The organism is Pseudomonas sp. PK-RTE-24 (genome assembly GCF_054052265.1).
In genome coordinates this window covers 5585414-5597624 of the sequence record NZ_CM133224.1, presented here as the reverse complement: position 1 = coordinate 5597624, position 12211 = coordinate 5585414, and the positions used below count along the sequence as shown (strand labels likewise).

12 protein-coding genes and 1 riboswitch are annotated in these 12211 nt (G+C 62.3%); of the genes, 10 read left to right on the top strand and 2 right to left on the bottom strand.

All coding sequences use genetic code 11. The features are described from left to right. Nucleotides 1-31: 31 nt before the first annotated feature. The 4 genes from ACV8MC_RS25130 to ACV8MC_RS25115 all read left to right on the top strand — a co-directional run bounded on the left by ACV8MC_RS25130 (nucleotide 32) and on the right by ACV8MC_RS25115 (nucleotide 3577). Entirely contained in the window at nucleotides 32-1105 is a 1074-nt protein-coding gene (locus ACV8MC_RS25130; RefSeq protein ID WP_095180755.1) for an AI-2E family transporter, read from the top strand. 206 nt (nucleotides 1106-1311) lie between these two features. Then, nucleotides 1312-2016, top strand: a complete 705-nt coding sequence (hda, locus tag ACV8MC_RS25125) for a DnaA regulatory inactivator Hda (protein WP_007919828.1) — start codon at nucleotides 1312-1314, stop codon at nucleotides 2014-2016. 191 nt (nucleotides 2017-2207) lie between these two features. Beyond that, nucleotides 2208-2825 (top strand): C40 family peptidase, encoded by a 618-nt coding sequence (locus ACV8MC_RS25120; protein ID WP_016773699.1) that lies wholly within the window; start codon nucleotides 2208-2210, stop codon nucleotides 2823-2825. 215 nt (nucleotides 2826-3040) lie between these two features. Further along, on the top strand, nucleotides 3041-3577 hold the full coding sequence (locus ACV8MC_RS25115; protein ID WP_150741317.1) for a C40 family peptidase: 537 nt from the start codon (nucleotides 3041-3043) through the stop codon (nucleotides 3575-3577). A 127-nt stretch (nucleotides 3578-3704) separates the two neighbouring features. Here ACV8MC_RS25115 and ACV8MC_RS25110 read toward each other — a convergent pair whose 3' ends face one another. After that, nucleotides 3705-5018, bottom strand: coding sequence for a PQQ-dependent sugar dehydrogenase (locus tag ACV8MC_RS25110; RefSeq protein WP_457263928.1), 1314 nt, complete (start codon nucleotides 5016-5018; stop codon nucleotides 3705-3707). A 66-nt stretch (nucleotides 5019-5084) separates the two neighbouring features. Next, entirely contained in the window at nucleotides 5085-5669 is a 585-nt protein-coding gene (locus ACV8MC_RS25105) for a hypothetical protein (protein ID WP_457263926.1), read from the bottom strand. Between the two features lie 161 nt (nucleotides 5670-5830). Continuing rightward, a riboswitch (cobalamin riboswitch) is annotated at nucleotides 5831-6060 on the top strand. An 83-nt stretch (nucleotides 6061-6143) separates the two neighbouring features. Here ACV8MC_RS25105 and cobO point away from each other — a divergent pair. From cobO to ACV8MC_RS25075, 6 genes are read left to right on the top strand one after another with little or no spacing between them, the layout of a single operon-like run. After that, nucleotides 6144-6755: a cob(I)yrinic acid a,c-diamide adenosyltransferase gene (cobO, locus tag ACV8MC_RS25100; protein WP_150636720.1), complete on the top strand. Its 612-nt coding sequence runs from the start codon at nucleotides 6144-6146 to the stop codon at nucleotides 6753-6755. Then, a complete protein-coding gene (locus ACV8MC_RS25095; protein ID WP_457263923.1) occupies nucleotides 6752-8134 on the top strand; it encodes a cobyrinate a,c-diamide synthase in 1383 nt (460 codons plus the stop codon). The genes cobO and ACV8MC_RS25095 overlap by 4 nt, the downstream gene beginning before the upstream one ends. After that, on the top strand, nucleotides 8131-8781 hold the full coding sequence (gene bluB, locus ACV8MC_RS25090; protein WP_457263921.1) for a 5,6-dimethylbenzimidazole synthase: 651 nt from the start codon (nucleotides 8131-8133) through the stop codon (nucleotides 8779-8781). The genes ACV8MC_RS25095 and bluB overlap by 4 nt, the downstream gene beginning before the upstream one ends. Next, nucleotides 8778-9686 (top strand): adenosylcobinamide-phosphate synthase CbiB, encoded by a 909-nt coding sequence (cbiB, locus tag ACV8MC_RS25085; protein WP_095180761.1) that lies wholly within the window; start codon nucleotides 8778-8780, stop codon nucleotides 9684-9686. The genes bluB and cbiB overlap by 4 nt, the downstream gene beginning before the upstream one ends. Continuing rightward, on the top strand, nucleotides 9679-10671 hold the full coding sequence (gene cobD, locus ACV8MC_RS25080; protein WP_150636724.1) for a threonine-phosphate decarboxylase CobD: 993 nt from the start codon (nucleotides 9679-9681) through the stop codon (nucleotides 10669-10671). Before cbiB ends, cobD begins: the two co-directional genes overlap by 8 nt. Continuing rightward, nucleotides 10668-12119, top strand: coding sequence for a cobyric acid synthase (locus ACV8MC_RS25075; protein ID WP_252879678.1), 1452 nt, complete (start codon nucleotides 10668-10670; stop codon nucleotides 12117-12119). Before cobD ends, ACV8MC_RS25075 begins: the two co-directional genes overlap by 4 nt. Nucleotides 12120-12211: the final 92 nt, after the last annotated feature.

The following is a 12211-nucleotide window of genomic DNA, read 5'->3' as shown; positions in this document are numbered from 1 at the left end:
TTTCCTTATATAGAAGCATCAGGAGTGGTAAATGGCCGATACGCGGCGTTGGTTCTGGCTCGGTGGGGTAGTCCTGCTTTGCGCGTTTGTATGGTTGCTGCATCCGATCCTCACGCCGTTTCTGGTCGCGTTGTTGCTGGCTTATCTGTTCGATCCGCTGGTGGATCGTCTGGAGCGGCTCGGGCTGTCGCGAACCTGGGGCGTGATTGCCGTGTTTGCCTTGTTCACCTTGATCGTCACGGCGTTGATGCTGGTGCTGGTACCGATGCTCGCCAAGCAGTTGCTGCGTCTGTACGAGCTGGCGCCGCAGATGCTCGACTGGTTGCAGCACACCGCTGTGCCGTGGGCGCAAGCGAAGCTTGGTTTGTCGGACGGCTTCTGGAAGTTCGATAAAGTCAAAGCCGCGATCAGCGAGCACATGGGCCAGACCACCGACATCGTCGGTGTGGTGCTGAGTCAGGCGACGGCCTCGAGCCTGGCGCTGATCGGCTGGCTGGCAAACCTGGTGCTGATTCCGGTGGTGAGCTTCTATCTGCTGCGCGACTGGGACGTGATGATGGGCAAGATCCGCAGCCTGCTCCCACGTGATCGCGAAGAGCGCGTGGTTGCGCTGGCGGGCGAGTGCCACGAAGTGCTCGGCGCGTTCGTGCGCGGGCAGTTGCTGGTGATGGTTGCGTTGGGGGTGATTTATGCCGCCGGCCTGATGATCGTCGGTCTGGAACTGGGGCTGTTGATCGGCCTGATTGCCGGGCTCGCGGCGATTGTGCCGTACATGGGTTTTGTCATCGGCATCGGTGCGGCATTGATCGCCGGATTGTTCCAGTTCGGGGGCGATCTGTACCCGATGGTCGGGATCGTCGCAGTGTTCATGGTCGGTCAGGCACTGGAAGGCATGGTGCTGACGCCGCTGCTGGTCGGGGACCGCATCGGCTTGCACCCGGTGGCGGTGATCTTCGCGATCCTCGCGGGTGGCGAGCTGTTCGGTTTTACCGGCGTGCTGCTGGCGTTGCCAGTGGCGGCGGTGATCATGGTGCTGGTGCGTCATGTCCACGACTTGTATAAGGACTCCGGGATCTACAGCGGCGTTGACGAACCTGAGCTGTGATGGCGCGGGCGGCCCGGCGCTTGGCCGGGCTGCCGCGTTTCGTTCGAGCGAGGGCGCCAGAGAATCTGTCATCAAACCGCTGCGTCAACGCAAACCTTTGATTTTGCTTGGGGTCTGTCGCATTGTGCGCTCAGCCTCACGGGTATAAACTTCGCCAACTTTACACAGAGGCCACTAACGGTTCCTTTGAGAACTGTTCAGTCAGCATGAAACCGATTCAGCTGCCCCTAGGTGTGCGTCTGCGTGACGACGCCACCTTCATCAACTACTACCCAGGCGCCAATGCCGCTGCACTCGGCTATGTCGAGCGTCTTTGCGAAGCCGACGCCGGGTGGACGGAGAGCCTGATCTACCTGTGGGGCAAACACGGCGTCGGGCGCACGCATCTGTTGCAGGCCGCGTGCCTGCGCTTCGAGCAGATGGGCGAACCGGCGGTGTATCTGCCGCTGGCCGAGTTGATGGATCGTGGCGTGGAAATCCTCGACAACCTTGAACAGTACGAACTGGTCTGCCTGGATGACTTGCAGGTGATTGCTGGCAAGGCGGACTGGGAGGAGGCGATGTTTCATCTGTTCAACCGTCTGCGTGACAGCGGCCGGCGCCTGCTGATCGCCGCGTCCACTTCGCCGCGCGAATTGCCAGTGAAGCTGGCCGACCTGAAATCGCGCCTGACCCTGGCGCTGATCTTCCAGATGCGCCCACTCTCCGATGAAGACAAATTGCGTGCGCTGCAATTGCGCGCATCCCGTCGCGGTCTGCACCTGACCGATGAAGTCGGGCACTTCATTCTCACTCGCGGCACGCGCAGCATGAGCGCGCTGTTCGATCTTCTCGAGCAGCTTGATCAGGCGTCCCTGCAAGCGCAACGCAAGCTGACCATTCCCTTCCTCAAGGAAACTCTTGGCTGGTAGTAGTGGGCTTTTGCCAGCTTTCAGGCGCCAGAAAACCCGCGTCCCTGCGCCGATTCACCGGCCAGACGAGTTACGCGCTTAGATGTAAACGCGAAACCGGGAAGTCACATAAAGTTCGATTGAATTTGCAAATGAGGACGATAGCGGGCATAGTCTCGGCTTCTTTACAACTATCAGCCACGGTCGTGCCCATGCTAAAGCGCTTCGCACCCCTCGTGCCTCTCGCACTCGTTACCCTGTTATTCGGTTGTGCTGCTCATTCTCCGGTTCAAGAGCCGCCGCAACAGGTCAAGAATTCTGCTACCGCCCAGTCTTCCGTTATTTACCAGGAAGAGCTGGACACCGAAAAAGAACTCAACCAGTTCAACGGCAGCAAGCCTTATCAGCTTCCTGTACTGGCTGACAGCATCCTCGAACGCGGTATGTCCCTGATCGGTACTCGTTACCGTTTCGGCGGTACTTCTGAAGCCGGTTTCGATTGCAGCGGTTTCATCGGTTACCTGTTCCGCGAAGAGGCGGGCATGAACCTGCCGCGCTCCACTCGCGAAATGATCAACGTTGATGCGCCCCTGGTTTCGCGCAGCAACCTTGAGCCGGGTGATCTGCTGTTCTTCGCCACCAATGGTCGTCGCGGTCGTGTCAGTCACGCCGGCATCTACCTGGGTGACAACCAGTTCATTCACTCCAGCAGTCGTCGCAGCGGCGGTGTTCGCATCGACAGCCTGGGTGACAGCTACTGGAGCAAGACCTTCATCGAAGCCAAGCGTGCACTCGCCATGGCGCCGACCGTGGTCACCGCTCGCAAGTAAGCGCGATGTCGCTGCGTTCGCGGCGACAAAACGGCACGGCAACGGAGTAGACCTAAACTTTACAAGGTGAAGTTAAAGTCTTACTTGAAGTTTGCCGCGTAGCCGCTAGAATCCTGAATCTATATTGATGGCAAACCGCCTGCGTGATGACGCAGGCGGTTTTGTTTCTGTCCATTCGGCAGAGAAAGCCGCAGCCAGATCAGGATGTTCTGCTTATGACGATGTCGGCCCGCCTCACCTTGATCCTTTGCGCCGCGCTGCTCAGCGCCTGCGCCAGCCGCACACCGCCGCCAGCCCCCGTGGTTCGCGCGCCGATCGTGTTCGCTCCCTCCCAGGCTTTTTCCCCCGTTGCTGAAGACGTGCTGTTCCGCGCCCTCGGCCTGGTCGGCACGCCGTATCGCTGGGGCGGCAACACGCCAGATTCCGGTTTCGATTGCAGTGGTCTGATCGGTTTCGTCTACCGCGACGCGGCGGGCATTTCGCTGCCACGCTCGACCCGCGAAATGATCGTCATGCAGGCGCCGAATGTCGGCAAGGAAGGCCTGCAGACCGGCGACCTGATCTTCTTCGCCACCAATGGCGGCTCGCAGGTCAGTCATGCGGGGATTTACGTCGGCGAGGGGCGCTTCGTGCATGCGCCGGCCACGGGCGGCACGGTCAAGCTCGATAGCCTGTCGAAGGCGTATTGGCAGAAGGCGTATCTGAGCGCCAAGCGGGTGTTGCAGCCGGGGCAGTTGGCGCGTAACCCCTAGTGCGTATGCATAACTAAATGTGGGAGCGAGCCTGCTCGCGAAGGCGGAGTGTCAGTTGACAATGATTTGACTGATAAACCGCTTTCGCGAGCAGGCTCGCTCCCACATTTTTTGCTTCGCGCTTAGCTTAATTGCTGGCCGAAACGCGCCAAATTTTGTTCCCGACATCATCCGCCACCAGCAAGCTACCTTGCTGATCGATCACCACGCCTACCGGGCGGCCCAGCGCATTCTCGTCCTTGTCGAGGAAGCCGGTCAGCACATCCACCGGCTGCCCGGTCGGCTTGCCGCCAGTAAACGGCACGAAAATCACCTTGTAGCCACTGTGCGGTTTGCGGTTCCACGAGCCGTGTTGGCCAATGAATGCGCCTTCCTTGAATTGCGCCGGCAACCGGTTGCCCTCTGCGAAGGTCAGGCCCAGCGAAGCGGTGTGCGGACCGACCGCGTAATCCGGAGCGATGGCCTTGGCCACCAGATCAGGATTCTGCGGTTTGACCCGCACATCGACGTGTTGCCCGTAGTAGCTGAACGGCCAGCCATAGAAGCCGCCGTCCTTGACCGAGGTGATGTAGTCCGGCACCAGATCGCTGCCGATTTCGTCACGCTCGTTGACCGCTGTCCACAAGGCGCCGCTGGTGGGTTCCCAAGCCAGGCCGTTGGGGTTGCGGATACCCGAGGCGAAGATCCGGTGATTGCCGGTCGCACGATCCACTTCCCAGATCGCCGCGCGGCCTTCTTCCTGATCCAGACCGTTTTCGCCGACGTTACTGTTCGAGCCGACGGTGACGTAGAGCTTGTTGCCGTCCTTGCTGGCGATGACGTTCTTGGTCCAGTGGTGATTCAGTGTACCGCCGGGCAAGTCGACGACTTTGATCGGTTGGGTCTTGATCTCGGTGGCGCCCGGCTCGTAGTTGAAACGCAGCAGGCGGTCGGTGTCGGCCACATACAAATCATTGCCGACGAGCGTCATGCCAAACGGCGAGTTGAGGTTCTGCAGGAACACCGTGCGGGTTTCTGCGACGCCATCGTGGTCGGCATCGCGCAACAGGGTGATGCGGTTCGGGCTGGGCACGCCGGCACCGGCCTTGCCCATGACTTTCTTCATCACCCAGCCACGAATGCCTTTGCTGTCATCGGGCTTGGGCGGCGCATTGGTCTCCGCCACCAGCACATCGCCGTTGGGCAGCACGTAGAGCCAGCGCGGGTGATCGAGGCCTTCGGCAAACGCGGCGACCTGGGTGCCGGCCGCTGCGATCGGTTTCGCGCCGTCCGGCCAGCCCACCGCCGGGGCGATGTTGACTGTCGGGATCAGCGTCTTGTTCGGTTCGGGCAGTTTCGGTGACGGGCCGGTGCCGTCGGAGACTTGCAGGCTGGAGGTTTCACCGCAGGCGGCGAGCCCGCCAGCGACGGCGATGATAAGAGCGAGTTGGGCCTTGCGCATTGCTGATCTTCCCTATGAATGCATTCCTAAACATAGAGGAGGGCGCAGGCCCGATGGTTCAACTGCTCAACCGCGGGCTTCCTTGAACAGCATGGCGATGCCCGGATGATAGTTGCCCGCGTCGCTGTGCAATTTGCGATAGGCGTAGGGGAAATACCAGGCCACGGCGCAGGTGTGTTCCTTTTGCAGGTCGTCTACCATGTCCTGCAATTCTTCGGGGCTGGCGCTGTGCTGAGGTTTTTGCGGAGCAACAAAGAGGCAGCCGAGCTTGAGATCGCTGGCGTAACTGATGCGCTTGGCATCGGCGGTGACGTCGAGCAGTGCCTGGGTCAGGTTGAGGTTGTTGACCCGTGGCCAGCGTTGCGTGGCCTGAATGAACGCGCGGTCTTCGGCGCCGGCAATCAGCAGGTCGGCGCGAGCATTGCGTTCGCCTTCTTCGTTCTGTTTGCGCGTGGCCGTGTCGTTCAGCGTGACCATTTCAGCCATCCACGCCGCTGCCGAGAGCAGGCCGAGATTGGCTTTCTCGTCGTGCCAATATGGCGTTTCGTTGTCGCCGCGTACGGTGTTGTAGCGATCGATACAGTCAAACCAGCGTTCCAGCACCGGGCGCAGAAATTCCAGGCGCGGGTTGCTGATGATCATGCCTTGCATCGTCGTCATCCTTATTGTTGTAGTGGGCTTTCGAAAAAAGCATGGCTCTTTGATATCACTTGTCGCAGTCTGGCACAAGATTGCCGCTGCACAATGGATCAGCGGCAGTTATTCGCGCGCAAAGCGCCTCTTCAATTGACGCTCCACCTCCAACCCTCTAACCTTCGCCGCTTGTTTCAGGTGCTCTGTGGCCCCGCGTCGACAGAGTGAAACAGGGAAGCCGGTGAGGGTGGTCTTCAAGCGAAGCCACGACGATCCCGGCGCTGCCCCCGCAACGGTAAATGAGTGAAAACTGCGCCTTGAGCCACTGCCTCGAAAGAAGCGGGAAGGCGCGCAGTCCGGCGAAACGCCGCTCATGAGCCCGGAGACCGGCCTGATCCATCTCAGCGGCATCACGGTGGGCGATGCCAGGCTTTTTGCCGTCTATTCTTGTGCCTGCCCGCCGTTATCCAGCCTCAACGGAGAGCTCCCCCCATGACTGATTCCCCCGAGCGTGACGAACGCCATCTGGCGCGCATGCAGCGCAAGAAGGCCGTGATCGACGAACGCATCGCCAGCTCGCCCGACGAATGTGGCCTGGTGCTGGTGCTGACCGGCAATGGCAAAGGCAAGAGCAGCTCGGCGTTCGGCATGCTCGCCCGCGCGATGGGCCACGGCATGCAGTGCGGCGTTGTGCAGTTCATCAAAGGCCGCAACAGCACTGGCGAAGAATTGTTTTTCCGCCGCTTCCCCGAGCAGGTGCGTTTCCACGTCATGGGCGAAGGCTTCACCTGGGAAACCCAGGATCGCCAGCGCGATATCGCCGCGGCGACCGCCGCTTGGGAAGTCTCCCGCGAATTATTGCGCGACCCTTCGATCGGTCTGGTAGTGCTCGATGAGTTGAACATCGCCCTCAAGCACGGCTACCTCGATCTCGATCAGGTGCTCAGCGATTTGCAGGCGCGCCCACCGATGCAGCACGTAGTGGTCACCGGTCGCGGCGCCAAGCCGGAAATGATCGAGATGGGCGACACGGTCACCGAAATGGGCATGCTCAAGCACGCCTTCCAGGCCGGGATCAAAGCGCAGAAAGGCGTCGAACTTTGAAGCAACCACGTCACTGCCCGGCGGTGTTGATCGCCGCGCCGGCCTCCGGTCAGGGCAAGACCACCGTCACCGCCGCACTCGCCCGTTTGCATCGCAACCAAGGGCGCAAGGTGCGCGTGTTCAAATGCGGCCCGGATTTTCTCGACCCGATGATCCTCGAGCGCGCCAGCGGTGCGCCGGTGTATCAACTGGACATGTGGATGGTCGGCGAGCAGGAAAGTCGCCGGCTGTTGTGGGAAGCCGCCGCCGAAGCCGACCTGATTCTGATCGAGGGCGTGATGGGCCTGTTCGACGGCACGCCATCCAGCGCTGATCTGGCACGCCACTTCGGTGTGCCGGTGCTCGGCGTGATCGACGGCACCGCCATGGCGCAGACCTTTGGCGCCTTGGCGCTGGGCCTGGCCAAGTATCAGCCGGACTTGCCGTTCGCTGGCGTGCTGGCCAACCGCGTCGGCACCTTGCGCCATGCGCAATTACTCGAAGGCAGCCTCACCGAAGGTCTGCGCTGGTACGGTGCGCTGTCCCGCGAAACCGGTATCGAATTGCCGAGCCGCCACCTCGGCCTGGTTCAGGCCAGCGAATTGAATGATCTGGATCTGCGCCTCGACGCGGCCGCCGATGCGCTGGCCAGCAGTTGCGAGGTCGCGCTGCCACCGGCCGTTGAATTCGCCGGGCCTGACGTCATCGCCGCCGAGCCTCTATTAAAAGGTGTGCGCATCGCCGTTGCCCGCGATGAAGCCTTTGCCTTCACCTATGGCGCCAGTCTCGATCTGCTGCGGGCGATGGGCGCCGAATTGCGCTTCTTCTCGCCGATCCGCGACACGCAATTGCCCGAGGCGGACAGCCTGTATCTGCCGGGCGGCTATCCAGAGTTGCATCACGTCGCGCTGGCGCAAAACGCCTCAATGCTGGCGGCGATCCGCGCGCACCATGCGGCGGGCAAGCCGTTGCTCGCCGAGTGTGGCGGCATGCTTTATCTGCTTGATTCGCTGACCGACGTGGAAGGCACCCGTGCTGAGCTGGTCGGTTTGCTCAAGGGCGAGGCGGTGATGCAGAAGCGTCTGGCGGCGCTGGCGTTGCAGGCGGTTGAATTGCCGGAAGGGGAGTTGCGTGGGCATACCTATCATCATTCCCTGACCACCACAGAGCTGACGCCGATTGCCCGTGGGCTGAGTCCCAATGGCGGGCGCGGCGCTGAGGCGGTTTATCGCGAGGGGCGGATGACGGCTTCTTATGTGCATTTTTATTTCCCGTCGAATCCGACTGCGATTGCCGCATTGTTTGCGCCAGATCGTGAGGCCGCCTTCGCGAGCAGGCTCGCTCCCACAATGGATGACCTGAACCCTGTGGGAGCGAGCCCGCTCGCGAAAGGCCCATGACCGACGACACCTTCTCCGAAGCCGAGCGCGCAGCGGTCTACAAGGCAATCGCCGAGCGCCGCGACATGCGCCACTTCACCGGCGGCAGCGTCGAGCCGCAGTTGCTGCGTCGTCTGCTTGAAGCCGCTCATCAAGCGCCGAGCGTCGGCCTGATGCAGCCGTGGCGCTTCATCCGCATCAGCGATCGCGCTCTGCGCGGGCAGATCCGCGATCTGGTGGAAGAAGAACGCATCCGCACCGCCGAGGCCCTTGGCGAGCGCAGCGATGAGTTCATGCAGCTCAAGGTCGAAGGCATCAACGATTGCGCCGAAGTGTTGGTCGCAGCGCTGATGGACGATCGCGAAAAACACATCTTCGGTCGGCGCACGTTGCCGGAAATGGACATGGCCTCGCTGTCCTGCGCGATCCAGAATCTGTGGCTGGCCTCCCGTGCCGAGGGCCTGGGCATGGGCTGGGTCTCGCTGTTCGAACCGCAGGCACTGGCGGATTTGCTCAAGTTGCCGGCCGGTGCCAAGCCGCTGGCGGTGTTGTGTCTCGGCCCGGTCAAGGAATTCTATCCGGCGCCGATGCTGGTACTTGAAGGCTGGGCGCAGGCGCGGCCGCTCAACGAGTTGCTGTACGAAAATTATTGGGGAGTGAGTCAATGAGTGTGGCGTTGCTGAGTGTCGCCGCAGTAGCGCTGGATGCGCTGCTTGGTGAACCGAAACGCTGGCATCCGCTGGTGGCGTTCGGCAATTTTGCCGGGCGCATCGAGCAACGCTTCAACGCCGGCGGCCGTGGCTGGCGCAGCCATGGTGTGACCGCGTGGGTGCTCGCGGTGCTGCCGCTGACTCTGCTCGCCACCGCATTTTCCTGGGCGCCCTATGTGGGCTGGATTGTCGAGATTCTCGCGCTGTATTGCGCCCTCGGCATGCGCAGCCTCGGCGAACATGTCGCGCCGGTCGCGGCTGCGTTGCGCGCCGATGATCTGGACGAGGCGCGCAAGCGTGTCGGTTATCTGGTCAGCCGCCAGACCGATGAACTCGACAGCACTGCCGTGGCCCGTGCCGCCACTGAATCGGTGCTGGAGAACGGCAGCGATGCGGTGTTCGCTGCGCTGTTCTGGTTTGTCGTCGCCGGCGCCCCGGGCGTGGTTCTGTATCGCTTGAGCAATACCCTCGATGCGATGTGGGGTTATCGCAACGAACGCTTCGAGCGTTTCGGCTGGGCGGCGGCGAAAATCGACGACGTGTTGAACTACATTCCTGCGCGTCTGGTGGCATTGACCTACGCGCTGCTCGGCAAGACCCGCCTCGCGCTGAAGTGTTGGCGCACCCAAGCGTCGCAGTGGGACAGCCCTAACGCCGGCCCGGTGATGGCGGCCGGTGCCGGTGCGCTGGGCGTCGAGTTGGGTGGCCCGGCGATCTATCACGGCGAACTGCATGAGCGCCCACAACTGGGCGAAGGTGCGCCGGCGGATGCCGATTCCATTGACCGTGGCTGGCAATTGGTCCAGCGCGGCGTATGGTTATGGCTGCTGATGCTTTGCCTGGGGGCGGAATTTTATGCTTGAGCACGGTGGCCGGTTGCGCAAGGCTGCACTCGATTACGGGATTGCCGAAGCCGACTGGCTCGACCTGTCCAGCGGCCTCGCGCCATGGCCATTCCCGATCCCGGAAATCCCGCTGCGCGCCTGGGCGCGCTTACCGGAAACCGACGACGGTCTGGAACAGGCCGCCTGCGATTACTACGGCGCCGCGCAGGTGTTGCCGGTGGCCGGCTCGCAAATGGCCATCCAGTTGCTGCCGCGTCTGCGCCGGGCCGGCAAGGTCGGCGTGTTGTCGCCGTGCTATGCCGAGCATGCCGAAGCCTGGCGGCGCAGCGGTTACATCGTCCGTGAAGTGCTCGAGCAGGAAGTCGAGTTCTTTCTCGACAGCCTCGATGTATTGGTGGTGGTCAATCCGAACAATCCGACCGGCCTCAGCCTGACCCCGGCACGCCTGCTCGACTGGCATGCGCGGCTGGCGCAACGCGGTGGCTGGCTGGTGGTCGACGAGGCGTTTATGGACAACACGCCGCAGCTGAGCCTGGCGCCCTATGCGCATCAGGTCGGGCTGGTGGTGTTGCGTTCGTTCGGCAAGTTTTTCGGTCTGGCCGGGGTGCGCCTCGGTTTCGTTCTGGCCGAGCGCAAGTTGCTCAAACTGCTCGCCGAACAGGTCGGGCCGTGGGCGGTGAGCGGGCCGACGCGGGTACTCGGTACGGCGTGCCTGCAAGACACCGAGGGCCATACCCGTCAGCGGATTCGCAGCGATGAAGCGAGCGAACGGCTGGCGGCGTTGCTGACGCGTTGCGGTTTTGCACCGCAGGGCGGCTGCGCGCTGTTTCAGTGGCTGATCACCGAGCACGCCGAAGCGCTGCACGAATTCCTCGCCCGGCGCGGCATCCTCCTGCGCCTGTTCAGCCACAACAGCAGCGTGCGTTTCGGCCTGCCAGCCGATGCCGCGCAAGAGCTGCGTCTCGAACAGGCTTTGCAAGCATTCGCCAAGGACCACCCATGACCACTCTGATGGTGCAAGGCACCACGTCCGATGCCGGCAAAAGCACATTGGTGACCGCGTTGTGCCGCTGGGCCACTCGCCAGGGCGTGGCGGTGGTGCCGTTCAAACCGCAGAACATGGCGCTCAACAGCGCAGTCACCGCTGACGGCGGCGAGATCGGCCGCGCGCAGGCAGTGCAGGCGCAAGCGGCCGGTCTTGAACCGCACACAGACATGAACCCGGTGCTGCTCAAGCCCAACAGCGACACCGGCGCGCAAGTGATCATTCATGGCCGCGCGGTGACGACGATGAACGCCGTCGCCTATCACGATTACAAGGCCATCGCGATGCAAGCGGTGCTCGCCTCGCACGAGCGACTCAGCGCTGCGTACTCGTTGGTAATGGTCGAAGGCGCCGGTTCGCCGGCGGAGATCAATCTGCGCGCCGGCGACATTGCCAACATGGGCTTTGCCGAGGCGGTGGATTGCCCGGTTTTGCTGATCGCCGACATCAATCGCGGCGGCGTGTTTGCGCATTTGGTCGGCACGCTGGAATTGCTCTCGCCGAGCGAACAGGCGAGGGTCAAAGGCTTCATCATCAACCGCTTTCGCGGCGATATCGCCTTGTTGCAACCGGGCCTCGACTGGCTGGAGCAGCGCACCGGCAAACCGGTGGTCGGCGTCTTGCCCTACGTGATGGACCTGCACCTTGAGGCCGAGGACGGAATCGACCAACGCCAGACCGACAAGGCCGAGCAGGTATTGAAAGTGGTGGTGCCGGTGCTGCCGCGCATCAGCAATCACACCGACTTCGACCCGCTGCGTCTGCATCCGCAGGTGGATCTGCAATTTGTCGGTCCGGGCCAGGCAATTCCCGCCGCCGATCTGATCATCCTGCCGGGCTCGAAAAGCGTGCGCAGTGATCTGGCTTATCTGCGCGCCAATGGTTGGGACGCTGCGATCAATCGGCATCTGCGCTACGGCGGCAAGGTGCTGGGGATTTGCGGCGGTCTGCAGATGCTCGGTGAGCAAGTACACGATCCGCTTGGGCTGGAAGGCGCTGCCGGCTCCAGCGCCGGTCTGGGGCTGCTGGCGTTCGAAACCCAACTCGAAGCCGAGAAGCAATTGCGCAACGTGCGCGGGCGGCTGGCGTTGGAAAGCGCCGCAGTCAGCGGTTACGAAATACATGCTGGCGTAACCAGCGGGCCGGCGCTGGAGAATCCGGCGGTGCATTTGGACGACGGTCGTTGCGATGGTGCGCAAAGTGCTGATGGTCAGGTGTTCGGCACCTATCTGCATGGCTTGTTCGAATCCCCCGAGGCGAGCGCGGCGTTGCTGCGCTGGGCCGGGCTGAGTGATGTACAAGAGGTCGATTACCACGGCTTGCGCGAACGCGATATCGAACGGCTGGCAGATCTGGTGGAGAAGCATCTGGATACCGGGCTGTTGCGTCAGCTCTGCGGGATTTGAGTTGTCTGGACTGGCCTCTTCGCGAGCAGGCTCGCTCCCACAGGGAACTGCGATCAACCGTGGGAGCGAGCCTGCTCGCGAAGGGGGCGGCT